This is a genomic window from Prescottella sp. GW823-FHT02E09 (assembly GCF_058797375.1).
Genome location: NZ_JBXAJP010000005.1, coordinates 325476 through 344918, shown reverse-complemented (window position 1 = coordinate 344918; position 19443 = coordinate 325476). Strand labels below are relative to the sequence as shown.

The window sequence follows — 19443 nt, the reverse complement described above, 5'->3', positions numbered from 1 at the left end:
GATATTGTCCACGGTGGAGAACTTCCCGCACGCTTTCTGCTCGAGGAGGACACCACATGACGGTCGACCCGACGCCGGCGGAGAAGGCCCGGATCGCGAAAGCTGCGGCTGCGGAGGCGGCTCGCGTGGCTGCGGAGGCGGCGGCCGCGGCCGAAGTGGCCGAGCGTGAAGCGGCCGCCGCGGAGCAGGTGGAGCCGGCGACGGGGGCCTCGGTGGAGGGGTCCGCCGCCGCCGAGATCGCGTCCGGATACGCGTCGGAGGGTGCGGCGCTCGAGCTCGGGACGGTCGTCGTCCACGGCCTCGTGGATCCGGCTGCCCGCGTGCGGATTCCGCTGGCGACGGTCAACCGGCACGGGCTGATCGCCGGCGCGACCGGAACGGGCAAGACGAAGACACTGCAGGGCATCGCCGAACAGCTGTCGGCGGCAGGTGTTCCCGTCGTGATGGCGGATGTGAAGGGCGACCTGTCCGGGCTGTCCGCGCCGGGCGAATCGAACGACAGGATCACGGGTCGAGCCGTGGAGACCGGCGACCCGGACTGGGCGCCCACGGGCTACCCGGTCGAGTTCGTCTCGCTGGGCACCGAAGGCATCGGGATCCCGGTGCGCGCCACCATCACGAGTTTCGGGCCGATCCTGCTCAGCAAGGTGCTCGGACTCAACGAGACCCAGGAGTCGACGCTGGGGCTGATCTTCCACTGGGCCGACACCCGTGGTCTCGCCCTACTGGACCTGAAGGATCTGCGGGCGGTGATCGCACATCTCACGTCCGACGAGGGCAAGGCCGACCTGAGGGGCATCGGGGGCGTGTCGGCGACCACGGCGGGTGTGATTCTGCGCGCACTGGTGAACCTCGAGGCCGACGGCGGCGACACCTTCTTCGGTGAGCCGGAGTTCGAGACCGAGGATCTGCTGCGGGTGGGCGCCGACGGTCGCGGGGTGGTCACGCTGTTCGAGCTCGGTGCGCAGGCCGCTCGCCCGGCGATGTTCTCGACGTTCCTGATGTGGGTGCTGGCCGACCTGTTCCAGACGTTGCCCGAGGAAGGGGACCTCGACAAGCCGAAGCTGGTCTTCGTCCTCGACGAGGCCCACCTGCTCTTCAAGGACGCGTCCAAGGCGTTCCTGGCTCAGGTGGAGCAGACGGTCAAGCTGATCCGGTCCAAGGGTGTCGGAGTCTTCTTCTGTACCCAGCTGCCCACCGACATCCCGAATGCGGTGCTGTCGCAACTCGGTGCGCGGGTGCAGCACGCGCTGCGTGCCTTCACGCCGGACGACCAGAAGGCACTGGGCAAGACGGTCCGCACGTACCCGAAGACTGCGCATTACGACCTCGAGAAGGCACTCACGTCGCTCGGAACCGGTGAGGCGATCGTGACCGTGCTGTCGGAGAAGGGCGCGCCGACGCCGGTGGCGTGGACGCGGATCCGGCCGCCACGGTCCCTGATGGACACGATCGGCGACGACGGGATCCGGGCGGCCGCCGGCGCGAGCGGGTTGCAGGCGAAGTACGGGCAGACGGTGGACCGGGAATCGGCGTACGAGTTGCTGTCGGCGAAGGTCTCGGGCGCACCGAATCTCGATCCGGCATTGGATGTGCCGCCGTTGCCCGATCTTCCGGATCTGCCGCCGCCACCCGCCCCGAACGAGGGGCCGAGTGTCGCCGAGCAGATCCTCGGTAACACCGCCGTCAAGAGTTTCCTCCGGTCGGCGGCGTCCGCTGCCGGGAGGGAGATCTCGCGGAGCATCTTCGGTACCGGGCGCAGGCGACGCCGGTGACCACGCCCGGCACCGAATCGGCGATCAGTCGAACAGGACGACGCCGCGGATGTTCCGGCCCTCGTGCATGTCGATGAAGCCCTGCGCGATGTCGTCGAGCTTGTAGGTGGTGGTCACGAGCTTGTCGAGCTCGAGCTTGCCGGCCCTGTACAGCTCGATCATCCACGGGATGTCGGCGCTGGGTGCGGACGCGCCGAACAGCGAGCCCTGGATGCGCTTCTGGTAGAGCGTGAGCTCGAGCAGGCTGATCGGAAGACCCACGTCCTCCATCTTGCCGAGGCCGGTCACCACGCAGGTGCCGGCCTTACGGATCGACGAGAACGCCTGTGCGACATGATCGCCGGTGGTGACGCCGACGGTGACGATCGCGGAGTCCGCGCCCTGGCCGTTGGTGAACGAGCGGGCGATCTCGGTGGCCTCCTCCGTCGTCGCGACCGCGTGTGTCGCACCGAGTTCGAGGGCGGTGCTGCGCTTGAACTCCACCGGGTCGACGGCGATGACGTGGGCCGCGCCGGCGTGCGCCGCTCCCTGCACCGCGTTGATGCCGATGCCGCCGACGCCCATCACGATCACGGTGTGACCCGGGTACACCTGCGCCGAGTTCACCGCCGCACCCCAGCCGGTGCCGACGCCGCAGCCGAGCAGGCACAGCGTCTCGAGGGGCAGGTCCTTGTCGACCTTGACCGCGGAATCGATGCTCACCGTCGTGTATTCGCTGAAGGTGCCGAGTCCGCAGGTCTGCGCGACGGCCGCACCGTCGAGCGACAGTCGGTAGCTGTCCGGATCGTCGGGGCGGCCGCCGGTCATGATCGCCGCGCCACGATCGCAGAGGTTCTGCAGGCCCTTGGCGCACCAGCGGCATCGACCGCAGCCGGCGAGGAAGGAGAAGACGACGTGGTCGCCGACCTCCCAGCCGACGGTGTGCGGGCCGACCTCGACGATGACGCCCGCGCCCTCGTGGCCGCCGCAGATGGGGTAGCGGCCTACACCGTGATCGCCCTTGGCGATGTGGTCGTCGGAGTGGCACAGGCCGGACGCGACCATCTTGACGGTGATCTCGTTCTGGCGGGGGCCCTCGAGTTCGAGGTCGACGACCTTGTAGGTGCCGGGCGCTTCGGTGATGACGGCGGCGCGGGTCTTCACGGGGTTCCTCCTGGACGGGGCGCGGGATGTGGTCCGCGTCACTATCCGTCCGGGTGGTTCGTTCGGGCGGGCGTGGTCTCACTCACCGGTACCGGTACCGGTCTCGCGGGACATCAGATCGGCGACGGTCTCGCGGCGGATGAGCTCGCGAATGTGCTCGCCGCGCACCGCGATCACCGGTGGCCGGCCGACGCCGTTGTACGTCGATGCGAGGCTGTGGTGGTAGGCGCCGGTGCACGGCACGGCGAGCACGTCCCCGGGATGCAGATCGGCCGGGAGCGCGACGTCCACGGCGATGACGTCGCCGGCCTCGCAGTGCCGTCCCACCACGGTCGTCGACACGTGGCGGCCCAGTGGGTGCCGGTTGGCGATCACGACGTCGTACCGGGCGCCGTACAGCGCGACGCGGGGGTTGTCGCTCATGCCGCCGTCGACCGCGACGAAGGTGCGCCCGCCGGTGCGGGTCTTCGTCGACACGACGCGATAGAGGGTCACGCCGGCCCGGGCGACGATCGCGCGCCCCGGTTCGAGGACGATCTGTGGGCGGGGGAAGCGGTTGCGTGCGCACGCGTCGTCGAGGGCGTCGTCGATCACGGCGGCCAGGACCGCCGGATCGGTCTCCGGGTCTCCTGGACGGTAGGGGACGGCGTGCCCGCCGCCGAGGTCCAGGGTGGTGAGGATGACGCCGTGATCGCTGCGGATCTGCGCCATCTGCCCGACGAGGCGCGCGACCGCGGACCGGAAGCAGTCGACGTCGGCGATCTGGGATCCGAGATGGCAATGGAGGCCGACGAGTTCGAGGTCAGGCTGCGCTAGGACCAGCCGAGCGGCATCTCCCGCCTGGTCATGGGACAGGGGGAATCCGAACTTCTGGTCGTCGATCCCGGTCGTCACCGCGTGATGGCCGTGGATGTCGACGCCCGGCGTGACCCGCACCAGCACCTGGACGCGCCGGTCCGCGATGGCGGCGAGCAGGCGGATCTCGGTGAGGGAGTCGACCACGATCCGGCCCACTCCGGCGTCGACTGCGGTGCGCAGCTCGCCCGCGGTCTTGGCGTTGCCGTGCAGGATGATCCGGGCCGGATCGACGCCCGCGGAGAGCGCGATCGCGAGTTCGCCCGCGGAGCACACGTCGACGGACAGTCCCTCGTGCGTCACCCAGTCGGCGACCGCACGGATCATGAGCGCCTTCCCGGCGTAGGCGATCTCGGCCTCGGGGAATGCGGTCCGGTACGTGCGGCAGCGGTGTCGCACGTCGGCCTCGTCGAGGACGTAGGCGGGTGTGCCGAACTGGTCGGCGATGTCGTCGAGCGAGACGCCGCCGACTCGGATCCGGCCGCGATCGTCGTGGTCGGTGGTGACCGGCCACAGCGCCGGATCCAGTCGCGGCGTCATCGTCGTGCGAAGTGACGGAAAGAGATCGAGCAGGGTCACCGGCGTCTCCTGAGGGTGCCCGCGTCCGGGTGGAGCGGGGTCACCTTCAGGACTACGCCGGTCTCGTGCCCGTCGGTCGGTTCTTGACGGGGGCTTGACGGCCCTCGGTCGAGCCCTGACGCGCGGTTGACGCGCGGTTGACGCGCGGCGGGTCAGCCGCCCAACTTCTTGTAGAACGTGCCGACGATCGGCGCGATGGCCGCGCGCGGGCTGTACTGGCCGGCGACGGACATGCCCTTGCTCAGGATGCCCGGCACGATCCGCATCTTGTTCTCGGCGAGGGCGTCGAGCGAGACCTTCGCGACGTACTCGCTCGAGATCCACAGGAAGTCGGGGACCAGCTTGTCGACGATCGATGCCTCGGCCGGGTCGGGGGTCTCGGTGCGCACCGGGCCCGGGGCGAGGAGCGTGACGTTGACGCCGCTGCCCTTGAGCTCGCCGCGCAGCGACTCGGAGAACGTGTTCACGAACGCCTTGGTGGCGGCGTAGGTGGCGTTGTTGGGGATCGGCATGTTGCCGGCGGCCGAGCCCACCATCAGGATCGCGCCCGACTTGCGCGACACCATGCCCGGCAGGACCGCGAGGGTGAGATCGTGGACGGCGACCGCGTTGAGCTCGACCTGGTCGCGCTCGTACGACGGATCCAGTTCGGCGACCGGACCGAACGTCGCGATGCCGGCGTTGTTGCACAGGATCGAGATCTCGCGTTCGGACAGCTCGGCCACCAGCGGTGCGCGGCCGTCGCGGTCGGACAGGTCCACGGCGCGGACCTCGACCTCGACGCCGTGCTTCTCACGCAGCTGGGCGGCGAACTTCTCCATGACGTCGCCGCGGCGGGCGACGAGGATCAGCGAGTGTCCGCGCGCGGCCAGTTCCGCGGCGAGGGCCTCTCCGATACCGGAGGAGGCGCCGGTCACGACCGCGCGGGCGTCTGGGGTGGGATTCGGCAGGCTCACGAGAATGCAGCGTAGCCGGTGCCCGGATTCGTGGTGGTCATGCGCTCAGATGCTCGCCGCCAGCCGCGTGCCCTGCTCGATCGCGCGTTTGGCGTCGAGTTCGGCGGCGACGTCGGCGCCGCCGATGATGTGCGTGGTCACACCGGCGACCGTCAGTTCGTCGACGAGGTCGCGCACCGACTCCTGCCCCGCGCAGATCACGACGGTGTCCACGTCGAGTGTCCGAGGACGCTCGTGCTTCTCGCCGAACGTGATGTGCAGACCGGCGTCGTCGATGCGCTCGTAGTTGACGCCCGACAGCTCGTGCACGCCCTTCGCCTTCAGGGCGGCGCGGTGCACCCAGCCGGTGGTCTTGGCCAGCCCGGCGCCGATCCGTCCGGGCTTGCGCTGCAGCAGGTACACCTCGCGTGGCGACGGCGCGGGCTGCGGCGTCGTCAGCGCACCGGGTGCGGACTCGGGATCGGTGACGCCCCACTCCTGCTTCCACTCCGTCAGGTCCAGGGTGGGGGAGTGCTCGTGGGTGAGGAACTCGCTGACGTCGACGCCGATGCCGCCGGCGCCGATCACCGCGACCGTCCCGCCGACCGGCCTCCCGTCCCGCACCACCTCGGCGTACGACAGCACCTTCGGGTGGTCGATGCCGGGGATGCTCGGGACACGCGGGGTCACGCCGGTCGCCAGGACCACCTCGTCGTAGCCGGACGCGATCAGGTCGGCGGCGGTGGCGCGGGTGCCGAGCCGGACGTCGACGCCGGCGAGGTCGAGTTGGCGGCGGTAGTAGCGGATGGTCTCCGCGAACTCCTCCTTGCCGGGGATCCTCTGCGCGATACCGAACTGGCCGCCGATGTCGTCACGTGCCTCGAACAGGGTGACGGTGTGGCCGCGTTGCGCGAGGTTGAGCGCCGCCGACAGTCCGGCCGGTCCGGCGCCGACGACCGCGAGGGTCTTCCTTCGTCGCGTCGGCAACAGGATCAGCTCGGTCTCGCGCCCCGCGCGCGGGTTGAGCAGGCACGAGACGTGCTTGTTCCCGAACGCGTGGTCGAGGCACGCCTGGTTGCACGCGATGCACGTGTTGATCTCGTCGGGAGTGCCGGCCTCGGCCTTGCGCACCCACATCGGGTCGGCCAGCATCGGCCGGGCCATCGAGATCAGCTGGGCGTCACCGCGGGTGAGGATCTCCTCGGCGGTCTCGGGCATGTTGATGCGGTTGGACGCCGCGACGGGGATGGACACGTGCTTCGCCAATTTGTCGGTGATGTCGGCGAACGCCGCGCGCGGCACCGACGTCACGATCGTCGGGACCCGCGACTCGTGCCAGCCGATGTCGGTGTTGATGATGGTGGCGCCCGCGGCCTCGACTTCCTGTGCGAGCGACACGATCTCGTCCCAGGTCTGACCGCGCTCGACGAGGTCGGCCATCGACAGGCGGAAGAGAATGATGAAGTTCGAACCCACGGCGGCGCGGGTGCGGCGGACGATCTCGACGGCCATGCGGCGACGGTTCTCGGGGGTGCCGCCCCACTCGTCGGTGCGCCGGTTGGTGCGCTCCGACAGGAACTGGTTGACTAAGTAGCCCTCGCCGCCCATGATCTCGACGCCGTCGTACCCCGCCGAGCGGGCCAGGCGGGCGCAGCGGACGAAGTTGCGGATCTGCCACCGCACACCACGGCTCGTCAGTCGACGCGGCCGGAACGGGTTGATGGGCGCCTTGATCGACGACGCGCTGACACTGAACGGCTGGTAGCTGTAGCGGCCGGCGTGCAGGATCTGCAGCGCGATCTTGCCGCCCTCGTCGTGCACGGCCTTGGTGATGGCGCGGTGCCGTCGGGCCTCGAACCGGTTGGTGAGCTTGGCGCCGAACGGCAGCAGCCATCCCGTCCTGTTGGGGGCGTAACCGCCGGTGACGATGAGGCCCACGTCGCCGCGGGCGCGTTCGGCGTAGAATTCGGCCAGACGGGTGGTGTTCTTCGCGCGGTCCTCGAGGCCGGTGTGCATCGACCCCATGATCACGCGATTCCTCAGCGTCGTGAATCCGAGGTCGAGCGGCGAGAACAGGTGCGGGAACTGGGTAGTCATGCCGGGCCTTTCGGTCAGGTCAGGTCAGGTCAGGGCTGTCGAGTCTCTGGGGTCGGTTCGGCTTCGAGGGCGCCGAGCACCTCGTCGCACCAGTCGACGAACCCCTGCTCGACGCGGATGCCGCCGCGCAGGACGAGGTACTGGTGCAGCGACGACCCGGTGCGGCGGCGGGTCTCGGGGAAGTCGTGGGCCTCGATGCGGCGGTACAGGTCCAGTCGCGCGACGTGCTCGTCGCGGTGACGGCGGACCTCAGCTACGAGTGCGGTCATGTCGCCGTACGCGGCGCCGCGGATCTTCACGGCGAGTTCGTTGCGCAGGTGGCCGGGCTCGGTGGGCTCGGCGATCCAGCGGGCCAGTTCGGCCCGGCCCGCGCTGGATACGCGGTACACCTTCTTGTCCGGGCGGCCGTCCTGTGCGATCGCCTCTCCCGTGACCCAGCCGGCCTCGTCCATCCGCTTGAGTACGCGGTAGATCTGCTGGTGGGTGGCGCTCCAGAAGAAGCCGATCGACTTGTCGAACCGGCGCGCGAGTTCGTATCCCGAGCCGGACTGCTCGCTGAGGGAAACGAGGATCGCGTGTTCGAGGGCCACAACAACAGTCTGTATGCAACGAGGTGAATATGCAACTAGGCGTATACGGAGATGGGGGTGTCCCGGACCTCCGGCGGTCCGGGACACCCCCTCGTCGAATCGCGTCGGGTCAGACGAGTTCCTCGCCCTTCCTGCGGGCGGCGGCCCACTCGCGGGCGGCGCCGCGGGTGATGACGAACAGCGTCGCGGCGACAAGGATCGGCCAGACCAGGACGTAGGCGGTCAGGAACACGGTGTTCACGGGTACTCCTCAGGTATTCGGATCGTGGGGGCGCGAGGTGGTCCGGGTCAGCCCCGAACCGGCGCCTCCCCACGCGACGGGCGGTCGTCGTCGACGTCGAGGGAGACGGGCTCGCGGTCGAAGTCGCCGATGCGTTCCTTGATCGTCGCGAAGTCGAACGAGTCGGGGTTGCGGACCGACATCAGGTAACAGATCACGGTGCTCACCGCGTACGCGACGAGGGATCCGCTCAGTGTGGCGTAGTCGTGCAGGAAGCCGATGCCGAAGGGGGTGACGACCACGATCGCGACCGCGCCGACGATCTTCGCGACGCGCAGTCCGAAGAACCCGAAGGCCATCAGGGCGAGGACCACGCCGACGCCGACCACGGACACGACGTCGATGACGAACCCGCTCGCGCCGTCGGTGGGGACCCACCCGAAGCGCACCGGCAGGAACGCGGCCACCGCGGCGAGGGTCGAGACCGTGAACGCCTTGTTGGTGACCTTGTTCCAGTAGAAACTCGCGATCACCGGGAAGACCAGTGCGCCCCACAGGGCGCCGACGAACACGAGGAGATCGAGAATGTTGAGCCGCATGCTCGCGAACGCCACGGCCAGCGCGGTCGCGACGACCATCGTGGCGCGGCCGATCAGCAGCATGCGGCGTGGATCGGCGGCCGCCCGGCCGGCGACGGTGTGGCCGTAGCCGTCGGTCATGACGATGGACGACAGCGCTGCCAGATCGGAGTCTGCGGTGGACGACAACGCTCCGAGGATCAGCAGGAAGAACAATGCGACCAGCACGGCCGGCAGGTAGGTGCCCGCCATCTGCGGGATGAGGTTGTTGACGTCGCCGTCCAACGGATCGATGCCCAGGTACAGCGCGAGCACGCCGAACATGCCGATGCCGATCACGGTGGCGCCGTAGCCGACCGCGGCGGTGACGAACGTCGGCTTGATGAGGTCCTCGCGCACCGCGAACAAGCGCTGGGCAATCGTCTGGTTTCCGATGGCGTAGGCGAGGACCGCGGCGATGTAGGGGGCGCCCTGGTTGAAGAACGCCTCACTCGAGAAGAAGTTGCCCTGCGCGGGAGTCAGATTCGCCGCGCCGGTCTCGAACGCCGCCGGGAATCCCGCGGCGAAGAAGACGATCGGGATCAGGATGGCGACGGCGCCGAGCATGCCCACCAGTTGGATCACGTCGGTCAACACGGAGGCCCGGAAGCCCGACCACAGTGTGTACAGCAGCACGCCGCCCGCAATGATCAGCACCCCTTGGATGAAGTTGAGCGGGGACAACAGCGAGATGAGTACTCCACCCGCTATGAAGTTCGACATCAGGCTGATGAGGCTGCCGACCACGTTGGACCCCGCCAGCATGAGCTGGCTGGATCGCCCGTGCCGGGCATACATGATCTCGGCGAGGGTGTGGGCCCTGGGTGCCAGTTGCCGGATCCGGCGGCCGAAGGGGTAGATGAACAGAATCATCAGCGCGCCCCACAATCCGTAGTGGATGGGCCCGGAGATGCCGTAGGTGTATCCCGAGGTTGCCGATGCGTACATCGACGAGGCCCAGATCCACGTCGCCGTCATGCTGGCCGCGGAGATGCCGAAACCCACCTGGTTTCCGGCAGTCATGAAGTTGTCCGCGTTCTCCTGCTTCCGGCCGATGCGGAGCGAGACGAGAAATGTTCCACCGTAGAAGAACACTAGTAGCAGAATAATTGCCACGGCGCTGAATTGGACGAGTTCGGGAACGTCCATTCGTTACCTCCTTGACATTTCTTCGCGAGAATCAGGCTCGCGAATAATCGAAGCGAGCCCGCGAGGTCGAGGGGGTATCCGCACTGGTCGACCGCTGTACATGCGTCGTCGCGCCGGTGCCGCGCCGCAGCGGTACCCGCTCGGATTGAACGTGAAACCCGTTCAGCGCGAGCGGATCATGTCCCTCGGCATGGCTCGTGGACCGACGGGGCCCTCGTGGCGCGCGGCGTCGTCGGCGCAGGAGTTGCCCACGTCGACGGCGTGCGATTGTGCACGAAATGCGCTTACCCGCAGTTCGTGCACGATGGTCGACGTGTTCCGGGTCGGGTGTCCGCGAAGTTGTGTGCGGGTTCGTCGACGCATTCCCATCAGTCGTCGGGCAGTCTAACACGCGAGAATTGTGCGGACGGATTTCGTGGCACGAAATTGAATTGGGTCGACAAATCTGATAGAAGGGTGTATTTCGTGTGTCCGCGAGTGTTTGTTTCGAATTCGATCCGGGGTGCGGGTGTGTCTCCGCGCGGGGCGCGCCCGACTAACTAGGCTCGCCGCCATGAGCACCGAAGTGGTTGGGGACGCCGGCATCGGACAGGCGGCGACGCGTCGTCAGGTTGCCGCGTGGGGCCTGTGGGACTGGGGATCGGCCGCGTTCAACGCCGTCGTCGTCACCTTCGTCTTCTCGGTCTATCTCACCGACGCGGTCGGCGACGATCTGCCCGGGTCTATCTCCGCGAGCACGTGGCTCGGATGGTCGCTCGGCATCGCAGGCGCCTTCATTGCCGTCCTCGCACCCGTCAGCGGCCAGCGGTTCGACGCGGCCGGTCGGCGTAAACGTTCCCTGGCGGTCCTGACGTTCCTCACGGTCGCGTCGATGGCGGGCATGTTCTTCGTTGTCGACGACTACCACTACCTGTGGTTGGGACTGGTGCTGCTCGGCGTCGGGTCGGTGATCTTCGAACTCGCCGGCGTGCCGTACAACGCAATGATGCGGCAGGTGTCCACTCCCGAGAACATCGGGCGGGTGTCCGGGTTCGGCTGGGCGATGGGCTATTTCGGCGGCATCGTGCTGCTACTGGTCTGCTACTTCGGGTTCATCGCCGGTGACGGCGACACCCGCGGCTTCCTGGGTCTGAGTACCGACGGCGGCCTCAACATCCGGCTCGTCGCACTGCTCGCGGCGGTGTGGTTCCTGGTGTTCGCGATTCCGGTGCTGTTCTCAGTGCCCGAGGTGCCGCGCACCGCTGCCGATCCCGGCGCCGCGAGGGCAGGATTCGTCGAGTCGTACCGCGTGCTGTGGCGAGACCTGAAGGAACTGTGGGCTGTCGACCGACGCACCGTCTGGTTCCTCGTGGCCAGTGCGCTGTTTCGCGACGGGCTGGCCGGCGTCTTCACGTTCGGCGCGGTCCTGGCCGTCAACGTGTACGGAATGGCGCCGGACAGTGTGCTGCTGTTCGGTGTCGCTGCCAACGTCGTCGCGGCTCTCGGCGCCATCGTGGCCGGGCGCTTCGACGACCGGATCGGGCCCAAGATCGTCATCGCGGGTTCGCTGATTGCGATGCTCGTGGTCGGCGCAGCGCTGCTGGCCGTGTCCGGGACGTTGATGTTCTGGATCTTCGGGCTGCTGCTGTGCCTGTTCGTCGGGCCGGCGCAGTCGTCGTCGCGGACGTTCCTCGCGCGGATCACCCCGCCCGGGCGCGAGGGGCAACTGTTCGGGCTGTACGCGACCACCGGCCGCGCGGTGTCGTTCCTGGCGCCGACGCTGTTCGGCTTCTTCGCATGGTGGTTCGGCGCCGACCGCGCGGGCATCGTCGGGCTGCTCGTGGTCCTCGGCGTCGGTCTCGGCGCGCTGCTGGCCGTCCGCGCCCCCGAGCGCGAGCCGAATGTCACATAGGTTCAGTCCAACTGAACGCGTGTGACATTCGGCCAGTGGCGGCGGGGTGTCAGGACTTGAAGTAGACCAACTGGTGGGTGGTGGCAAGCAGGACGCCGTCGCGGCCCCAGATCTCGCCGGACTGGTCGAAGTAGCCGTTGCCGAAGTTCTGGGCACGTGCGGTCCCGAGGACGGCGTCGTCCGCCTGCGCGGCGAGCGTCGTCGAATCGGCGTGGAAGTACACGGTCAGCGACACGGTGCCGGCCGGCAGCATACGACCGAGACGCAGGAAGACGCGCGGGTAGAACACGTCGCACAGCGAGGCGAGGGCGGGAAAGTCCAGCGCGCGCGGCGGGTTGTCGCGTACCCACAGCGTCGTCGTCGAATCCGCCTGCTCGCCGACGGCGTCGGCGATGCCGGCGTTGTTCGGGAGACCGGGTATGCCGCCCTCGACGAACCGCATCTCGTAGTTGCGGGCCCACGCGATGAAGTCGGGGAATACCTGCTCGGCCACGGCATCGGCGGAAGGAACGTCCGGTGGTGTGATGTCCGTGGACGACCAGGTCTCGCGTCGGATGCCGAACACCGCGGTCGCGGTGGTGGTGACGACGCCGTCCTGGGTCAGCTCGATGCTCCAGTGCTGTGTGGAGCGGTTGGTGCGTGTCGGGCGGGCGGCGATCTCGAACGGGCCGTCCGCGATGGGGCCGGCGAAGTTCACGGTGAGGGACAGCGGCTCGCCGAGACGCTCCGGGTGCTGCTGCACCGCGCGGAGCATGGTGGCGGCGGTGATGCCGCCGAAGGGGCCCACCATGTTCGCGTAGGCGGGGTGGGTGTGACCGTGTGACCGGCCTGCGTCGAACGCGCTGAGTTCGACGGCCGTGTCGAACGGGTGCGGGGGTGCGACGATCTGTGTCACGGCTGCTCCTGGTGGGTGACGATCCGGTTCTAGGTATGACAACATACATAGAACCGGACGGCAACAGTGCGATCGACGGAAGGTGACGACATGGCGAGGCGAAGTGATCCCGCGAACGGTCCGCGCGCGGCCATGATCGCGAGCGCCGTCGCGCTCATCCGCGAGCAGGGTGTGGCCGCGACGTCGTTCGCGGACGTGCTCGCCCACAGTGGTGCCCCCCGCGGCTCGATCTACCACCACTTTCCGAACGGGAAGTCACAGCTGGTGGAGGAGGCGACCCGGTCGGCGGCGTCGGACCTGAGCAGGGGTGTCGCCGGAGTGCTCGAGGCGTGCGACACCGTCTCCGCGCTGCGGGAGATCGTGGATCTGTGGCGGCGGGCGCTCGAGGCCACCGACTACGCCGCCGGGTGTCCGATCGTCGCGGCCGCGCTGGGCACCGAGCGCGGCGCGCGCGAGGTGGCGGGCGCGACCTTCTCCGAATGGTGCGACCTCATCGCCGCGTCGCTCGTCGACGACGGCGTGGCGCCGGAGCGGTCGTCGTCGTTGGCGGTCCTCGTGGTGGGCGCACTCGGGGGTGCACTGGTGATGGCCCAGGCGCAGGGCACGTCGGCACCGCTCGACGCGGTGGTGGACGAGCTCGAGGTGCTTCTCGGCGGGTGACGACCGGTTGTCAGCTCAGGGCTGCCCGGGCAAGGATCGCGTCGGTCAGCGCGTCGGCATTCTCCTCGGGTATCCAGTGGCTACCGCCCTCGAGCACGACGAAGCGGTACGGCGCGTCGACGAAGTCGCTGCAGCGCTGGGCGCACGCCGGCCCGATGGCAGGGTCGGCGGTGCTCCACACGTACGTCGTGGGGACCCGCACCGGCGGCAGGTCGCCGAACTCGTGGACCAGCGCGCGGTACCAATTCATCGCGGCCGTCAGTGCGCCCGGCTCCGACAGCAGCCGGACGTGCTCTTCGACCAGGGCGGGGTCGTTGCCGTCGCCGAACACGGCTCGCAGTCCCCGTGAATCATCCTCGAGCAAAGCGCTTTCGGAGTCGCTCTCGGTGCGGAACTGCCGCATGTAGCCGGACCGCCGCTGCTGGTCGGGGTCATGGCGTAGCGCCCACCCGAAGGCGGCCGCGTGCGGCGTCGACACCGCCGTGAGACTGCGAATCCGCTCCGGGTGCCGGCCCGCCACCTGCCACGCGATCGCTGCACCCCAATCGTGGCCCACCAGATGGGCGGTCTCGAGGTCGTACGCGTCGAGCAGTCCGACGACGTCGGCGACGAGATGATCGAACCGGTAGTCCTCGACCGAGCCGGGGCGGGCGGCGGGGGAGTAGCCCCGCTGGTTCGGGGCGATCACCCGGAATCCGGCGTCGACGAGTCGCGGCGTGATTGGGCGCCACGACGCCGCGCTCTCGGGGAAGCCATGCAGTGCGACGATGGGCACGCCGTCCTCCGGGCCGGTGACTGTGACGTCGAAAGTGAGGTCGCCCAGTCGAACTCGGTCGTGGCGCGCGTCGGCTGTCATGGTGGCCACGGTAGCCGAACGGCTACGGGCGCGTGGGCTTCCAGCGCCCGATCCCGAGCATGATGAGCCGCAACTGCTTCTCCGCCCGCTCGATCACCGCGCGTTCGTCGGCCGATCCAGGACGATCCACCTCGAGCAGGTCGACCACCGCGGCGAGCATCGCCTGCACGATGAGGTCAGCGGCCATCTCGAGATCCTCGACGTCCCAGTCGGTGAGCCCCGGCATGCGGGACAGGTCGATCGTGAGTTCGCTGACGAACAGCCGCAACTCGGTCGCGATCGCGCGCCGGACCTCGGTGACGCCGCCGTACCGCTCGCGGGCGATGAAGCGGAACTCGGCCTCGTGCGCGCGGACCTGAAGGACGAGGATGTCGAGCGAGGCCGTCACGTTCTCGGTGCTGGGCGTGCGTCGGGCGTCGCGCAGCATCCGGCGCAATACCCGCATGCTGTCCTCGGCGAGGGCGACGCCCAGTTCGTCCATCGACGCGAAATGCCGGTAGAAGGCGGTCGGCACGATGCCGGCCGCGCGCGCGACTTCACGCAGGCTGACGCTCGCGAAGCTGCGGTCGGCCAGGAGTTCGAGCGTGCGATCGAGTAGTGCCTGGCGGGTGCGTTCCTTGCGCTGCGCTCGCGTCTCCACCGGCTCCGTCACGGCGTCGAGTGTATTCACCGCGGTTCCCCGCTCACCGGATCCGCAGGGTGACCGGCGTCACGGATGTCCGGGATTGACAGTTGTGGGGTAACTGCGTTCACACTAATCAGTGTACGACTGTGCACTGAAACTGTGTCGCCGCCCTCGGGGCGGCGCTCCGACGAGGAGAAGGTCATGGCTGTGAGATCTAAACCGTCCGTGAGTTCGATCGGACGCCGACGGCACCCGCTGCTCGCGCTGCTGGAGTCGATGGCCACCCCGCACGCCGTGGACCGTTACCTCGAACTGGTCGACCCGATGGCGACCGTGCGCGACATGCGTGCCCGCGTGGTGGCGGTATCGCGGCCGACGGCGGATTCGGTGTCCCTCGAGTTACGGCCCACCCGGCAGTGGCGCGGATTCGATGCGGGGCAGTTCGTCCAGGTCGGCGTCGTGATCGACGGCGTCCGCCACGTGCGCTGCTACTCGCCGACCGGTTCGCGGCACCGCGCGGGTGATCCGATCCGGCTCACCGTGAAGGCCCATCCCGGCGGGCTCGTGTCGCAGTACCTGCACGAACACGCCGAGCAGGGCATGGTCGTCGACCTGTCGCCGGCCGCCGGTGACTTCCGATTGCCGGTGCACCGGCCCGATTCGGTGCTGCTCGTCAGTGGCGGCAGCGGCATCACGCCGGTGCTGTCGATGCTGCGCACGCTGCTGGACGAGGGTTATCCCGGTCGGATCGCGTTCCTGCACTACGCGCGGACGGTCGACGACATCGCCGCGCGCGACGAGCTGCACGCGATCGACGAGGCGCATGACAACGTCGCGATCGAACTGGTCGAGACCACGCGGGCGGATGCCGACGGTCGGCACTTCTGCCGCGGGCATCTGGAGCGGGTGGCCCCCGGCTTCGGGGTGGGCACCGAGGTGTTCGTGTGCGGTCCGGACGCGCTCACGTCGGCCGTGCGGCAGCTGCTCGACGCCGACGGTTTCGGTGAACAGTTGCACACCGAACGGTTCGTGATCGGCTCGACGGGGCCGGTCGACACGGCGGGCGGGACGGTCTCGTTCGCGCGCAGCGGTGTCACCGCCGACAACTCGGGGGCGAGCATCCTCGAGCAGGCCGAGGCCGCCGGACTGACACCCGAGTACGGCTGCCGGATGGGGATCTGCTTCTCCTGCACCGCGGTCAAGCGATCCGGCCGCACCCGCAACATCCGTACCGGTGACACCCACGATGACCCCGATCAGCCGATTCAGCTGTGCATCTCCGCGCCGATCGGCGACATCGAGGTCGATCTCTGATCCCACCGATCACACGACAGACAGGAGAACACGATGTTCGGAATCAGCCTGCCGGGCGTGCCCGGCTTCCTGAAGTTCTGGGAGCGTGAACCGGAAACGCGGGGCGAGATCGCGGTCATGAGCTACGACGACGTCGAGGCGCTGGGCCGGGACCTCGACGCCCTGCGCGCGGAGGTCGTCGCCGACCTGGGCGCCGTCGACCGGGAGTACATCTATCGAATCATCAAGGCGCAGCGCGGCTTCGAGGTCGCAGGTCGCGGCCTGATGTATCTCGGGTTCCTCCCACCGTTCTGGCTCGCCGGCGTCGGCGCGCTGTCGATCTCGAAGATTCTCGACAACATGGAGATCGGCCACAACGTCATGCACGGCCAGTACGACTGGATGCGCGAGCCCGGCCTGAACTCGCGGGTGTTCGAATGGGACACCGTGTGTCCGGCCGACCAGTGGAAGCACTCGCACAACTACCTGCACCACACGTACACCAACATCGTCGGCCGGGACCGCGACATCGGATACGGCATCCTGCGCATGGACGACGCTCAACGCTGGAACCCCTACTACCTCGGCAACCCGGTGTACGCGACGGCACTGATGTTCCTGTTCGAGTGGGGGGTGATGCTGCACGACCTCGAGGCCGAGAACGTGATTCAGGGCAAACGCAGCTGGGCCGACGTCAAACCACTGGTGCAGGGCTGGTGGAGCAAGGCCGGTCGTCAGGTGCTCAAGGACTACGCGGTGTTCCCGATGTTGTCGGGGCCGCTGTTCGTCTCGACGTTGCTCGGGAACGCCACCGCCAACGTGGTGCGCAACGTGTGGGCCTACTCGATCATCTTCTGCGGCCACTTCCCCTCGGGTGTACAGAGTTTCACGGAGGAGGAGACGGCCGACGAGACCCGCGGACAGTGGTACCTGCGGCAGATGCTGGGCAGCGCGAACATCAGCGGCAGCCCGCTGTTCCACATCATGTCGGGCAACCTGTCGCACCAGATCGAACATCACCTGTTCCCGGACATTCCGGCGCACCGTTACCCGGAGATGGCGCCGCGGGTCCGTGAACTGTGCGAACAGTACGGTCTGCCCTACAACACCGGGGGCTTCTTCCGGCAGATCGGCTCGGTGTGGGCCAAGATCTTCCGCCTCGCTCTTCCGCCGTCGCTCGTCGGCCCCGCACCGGTGCGCGGTGTTATCGTCGAGCGTCGGAGAACCGCTGCATGAGAGGCGCGTCGAACATGGTGGGGAAGTTCGAACGGGGCAAGGACACGGTGCAGGATCTCACCGAATCCGCGGCCACACACGTCGGCCGGATCGCCGTCATCATCACCGGAGCGGTCCGGGACGTCACCCGCGAGATCGGGGACTGGATCACCGACGGCATCGAGATGCGGGAGGCCGCGCGCAAGGCGCGGGAGGACGCGGGCGAGGACCGACCCGACCAGTAGACGGGAAACGGCTCGGGCCGGCATCGAAGGACGATGCCGGCCCGAGCCGTTCGTGGTGCTGGTGGATCAGATGACGCCCATGGCGAACATCGCGTCGGCGACCTTCACGAAGCCGGCGATGTTGGCGCCGTGCACGTAGTCACCCGGCTGGCCGTACTCGGCAGCGGTGGTGATGCAGCGCTCGTGGATGCCGCGCATGATCTTCGACAGACGCTCGTCGGTGTACTCGAAGCTCCAGGAATCGCGCGAGGCGTTCTGCTGCATCTCGAGAGCGGACGTGGCGACACCACCGGCGTTGGCGGCCTTGCCCGGTGCGAAGGCGACGCCCGAGTCACGGAAGACCTTGATGCCCTGCGGGGTGGTGGGCATGTTCGCACCCTCGGCCACAGCCTGCACGCCGCCGGCGACGAGCTTCTTCGCGGCGTCCTCGTCCAGTTCGTTCTGGGTGGCGCAGGGGAGCGCGATCTCGCACTCGACGTCCCAGATGGAGCCGCCCTCGACGTAGGTGGCGTGGGGGACCTGGTCGGCGTACTCGCAGATGCGGGCGCGCTTGACTTCCTTGATCTCCTTGAGGAGCTCGAGGTCGATGCCCTTGGGGTCGACGATGTAGCCGGCCGAGTCGGAGCAGGCCACGACGGTTCCGCCGAGCTGGTGGATCTTCTCGATGGCGTAGATCGCGACGTTGCCGGAGCCCGACACGACGACCTTCTTGCCCTCGAGGCTCTCGCCCTTGGCGGCCATCATCTCGGCGGTGAAGTATGCGACACCGTAGCCGGTGGCCTCGGTGCGGACCATCGAGCCGCCCCAGGTGAGGCCCTTACCGGTGAGGACGCCCGACTCGTACGAGTTGGTGAGGCGCTTGTACTGGCCGAACAGGTAGCCGATCTCGCGGCCGCCGACGCCGATGTCACCGGCGGGCACGTCGGTGTACTCGCCGATGTGGCGGTGCAGCTCGGTCATGAACGACTGGCAGAAGCGCATGATCTCGGCCTCGGAACGACCCTTGGGGTCGAAGTCCGAGCCACCCTTGCCGCCGCCGATGGGCAGGCCGGTGAGGGCGTTCTTGAAGATCTGCTCGAAGCCCAGGAACTTGACGATGCCCAGGTTGACGCTCGGGTGGAAGCGCAGGCCGCCCTTGTAGGGGCCGAGCACGCTGTTGTACTGGACACGGAAACCGCGGTTGACGTGCACGTTGCCGTTGTCGTCGGTCCACGGCACGCGGAAGATGATCTGACGCTCGGGCTCGCAGAGCCGCTCGATCAGGCCGGAATCGGCGTAGCGGGGGTGACGCTCGAGGACCACATGCAGAGATTCGAAGACCTCGGCTGCTGCCTGGTGAAATTCGGGCTCGCCGGCATTGCGCAGCAGGACCTGCTCGTAGATCTCCTCAACGCGGTCGCGTACAGACAACATTCACCTACCTGATTCCGTGAGAACTTATTAATCTTTCCGTTACACGATAGTCCGTAGCCGACCTACACTTCGACGGTTACCTGGGGAAAGTGAGATTGGACACGTGTAAACATCGTGTTACGCAGGGCGGGTGAGATCGGTTCGGCGTCACCCGAACAGGAGGCGGCGTTCGCCACGGAGACCGGCGCGTGATTGCCGCGTCGAGTCGCAGCTTTCACAGAAATCACATGAGTAACGCCTTTATCTTGGGTGTTTCATGGTTTGCTCGTTGATCAATGCACGAATCCGGGGGGAATCAGCGGTTGGGCCGCGCACACATTGCCTCCCCGGCCACTTGGAAGGAAATCGGTCTGTGAGAGCAACGAAGAGAAGATGGACGGCGGCACTGTC

At 68.0% G+C, this 19443-nt stretch carries 17 protein-coding genes; 6 read left to right on the top strand and 11 right to left on the bottom strand.

The window, feature by feature from the left end; translation table 11 throughout:
- Positions 1 to 56 precede the first annotated feature (56 nt).
- On the top strand, positions 57 to 1775 hold the full coding sequence (locus AC1RIF_RS15170) for a helicase HerA-like domain-containing protein (RefSeq protein WP_492602179.1): 1719 nt from the start codon (positions 57 to 59) through the stop codon (positions 1773 to 1775).
- A gap of 24 nt (positions 1776 to 1799) precedes the next feature.
- Here AC1RIF_RS15170 and AC1RIF_RS15165 read toward each other — a convergent pair whose 3' ends face one another.
- The 7 genes from AC1RIF_RS15165 to AC1RIF_RS15135 all read right to left on the bottom strand — a co-directional run bounded on the left by AC1RIF_RS15165 (position 1800) and on the right by AC1RIF_RS15135 (position 9960).
- Complete coding sequence (locus AC1RIF_RS15165) at positions 1800 to 2918, bottom strand: NDMA-dependent alcohol dehydrogenase (protein WP_492602178.1); 1119 nt, start codon at positions 2916 to 2918, stop codon at positions 1800 to 1802.
- Positions 2919 to 2996: 78 nt separating this feature from the next.
- Positions 2997 to 4352 (bottom strand): diaminopimelate decarboxylase, encoded by a 1356-nt coding sequence (gene lysA, locus AC1RIF_RS15160; protein ID WP_492602177.1) that lies wholly within the window; start codon positions 4350 to 4352, stop codon positions 2997 to 2999.
- 152 nt (positions 4353 to 4504) lie between these two features.
- Positions 4505 to 5308 carry a mycolate reductase gene (cmrA, locus tag AC1RIF_RS15155; RefSeq protein ID WP_492602176.1) on the bottom strand — a complete coding sequence of 268 codons (804 nt, stop codon included), beginning with the start codon at positions 5306 to 5308 and terminating at the stop codon, positions 4505 to 4507.
- A 45-nt stretch (positions 5309 to 5353) separates the two neighbouring features.
- Positions 5354 to 7384: an FAD-dependent oxidoreductase gene (locus AC1RIF_RS15150; protein ID WP_492602175.1), complete on the bottom strand. Its 2031-nt coding sequence runs from the start codon at positions 7382 to 7384 to the stop codon at positions 5354 to 5356.
- A gap of 29 nt (positions 7385 to 7413) precedes the next feature.
- A complete protein-coding gene (locus tag AC1RIF_RS15145) occupies positions 7414 to 7974 on the bottom strand; it encodes a PadR family transcriptional regulator (protein WP_492602174.1) in 561 nt (186 codons plus the stop codon).
- Positions 7975 to 8083: 109 nt separating this feature from the next.
- On the bottom strand, positions 8084 to 8215 hold the full coding sequence (locus AC1RIF_RS15140; protein ID WP_492602173.1) for a putative transporter small subunit: 132 nt from the start codon (positions 8213 to 8215) through the stop codon (positions 8084 to 8086).
- A gap of 47 nt (positions 8216 to 8262) precedes the next feature.
- On the bottom strand, positions 8263 to 9960 hold the full coding sequence (locus AC1RIF_RS15135) for a sodium:solute symporter family protein (protein WP_492602172.1): 1698 nt from the start codon (positions 9958 to 9960) through the stop codon (positions 8263 to 8265).
- Between the two features lie 553 nt (positions 9961 to 10513).
- Between AC1RIF_RS15135 and AC1RIF_RS15130 the strand changes: the two genes are divergently transcribed.
- Entirely contained in the window at positions 10514 to 11851 is a 1338-nt protein-coding gene (locus tag AC1RIF_RS15130) for an MFS transporter (RefSeq protein ID WP_492602171.1), read from the top strand.
- Positions 11852 to 11900: 49 nt separating this feature from the next.
- Here the strand turns inward: AC1RIF_RS15130 and AC1RIF_RS15125 are convergent, their stop codons facing one another.
- Positions 11901 to 12746 (bottom strand): acyl-CoA thioesterase, encoded by an 846-nt coding sequence (locus AC1RIF_RS15125; RefSeq protein WP_492602170.1) that lies wholly within the window; start codon positions 12744 to 12746, stop codon positions 11901 to 11903.
- Between the two features lie 90 nt (positions 12747 to 12836).
- On the opposite strand from AC1RIF_RS15125, the gene AC1RIF_RS15120 reads away from it, so the two are divergent.
- Complete coding sequence (locus tag AC1RIF_RS15120) at positions 12837 to 13406, top strand: TetR/AcrR family transcriptional regulator (protein WP_492602169.1); 570 nt, start codon at positions 12837 to 12839, stop codon at positions 13404 to 13406.
- 10 nt (positions 13407 to 13416) lie between these two features.
- On the opposite strand, the gene AC1RIF_RS15115 is transcribed toward AC1RIF_RS15120, so the two are convergent.
- Positions 13417 to 14262, bottom strand: coding sequence for an alpha/beta fold hydrolase (locus tag AC1RIF_RS15115; protein WP_492602168.1), 846 nt, complete (start codon positions 14260 to 14262; stop codon positions 13417 to 13419).
- A 22-nt stretch (positions 14263 to 14284) separates the two neighbouring features.
- On the bottom strand, positions 14285 to 14914 hold the full coding sequence (locus AC1RIF_RS15110) for a TetR family transcriptional regulator (protein ID WP_492602167.1): 630 nt from the start codon (positions 14912 to 14914) through the stop codon (positions 14285 to 14287).
- 174 nt (positions 14915 to 15088) lie between these two features.
- Between AC1RIF_RS15110 and AC1RIF_RS15105 the strand changes: the two genes are divergently transcribed.
- From AC1RIF_RS15105 to AC1RIF_RS15095, 3 genes are read left to right on the top strand one after another with little or no spacing between them, the layout of a single operon-like run.
- Positions 15089 to 16201 carry a ferredoxin reductase gene (locus AC1RIF_RS15105; protein ID WP_492602166.1) on the top strand — a complete coding sequence of 371 codons (1113 nt, stop codon included), beginning with the start codon at positions 15089 to 15091 and terminating at the stop codon, positions 16199 to 16201.
- Positions 16202 to 16234: 33 nt separating this feature from the next.
- Positions 16235 to 17416, top strand: coding sequence for a fatty acid desaturase family protein (locus tag AC1RIF_RS15100; RefSeq protein ID WP_492602165.1), 1182 nt, complete (start codon positions 16235 to 16237; stop codon positions 17414 to 17416).
- A gap of 14 nt (positions 17417 to 17430) precedes the next feature.
- Complete coding sequence (locus AC1RIF_RS15095; RefSeq protein WP_492602370.1) at positions 17431 to 17640, top strand: hypothetical protein; 210 nt, start codon at positions 17431 to 17433, stop codon at positions 17638 to 17640.
- 66 nt (positions 17641 to 17706) lie between these two features.
- Here the strand turns inward: AC1RIF_RS15095 and gdhA are convergent, their stop codons facing one another.
- Positions 17707 to 19050 carry an NADP-specific glutamate dehydrogenase gene (gene gdhA, locus AC1RIF_RS15090; RefSeq protein WP_492602369.1) on the bottom strand — a complete coding sequence of 448 codons (1344 nt, stop codon included), beginning with the start codon at positions 19048 to 19050 and terminating at the stop codon, positions 17707 to 17709.
- Positions 19051 to 19443: the final 393 nt, after the last annotated feature.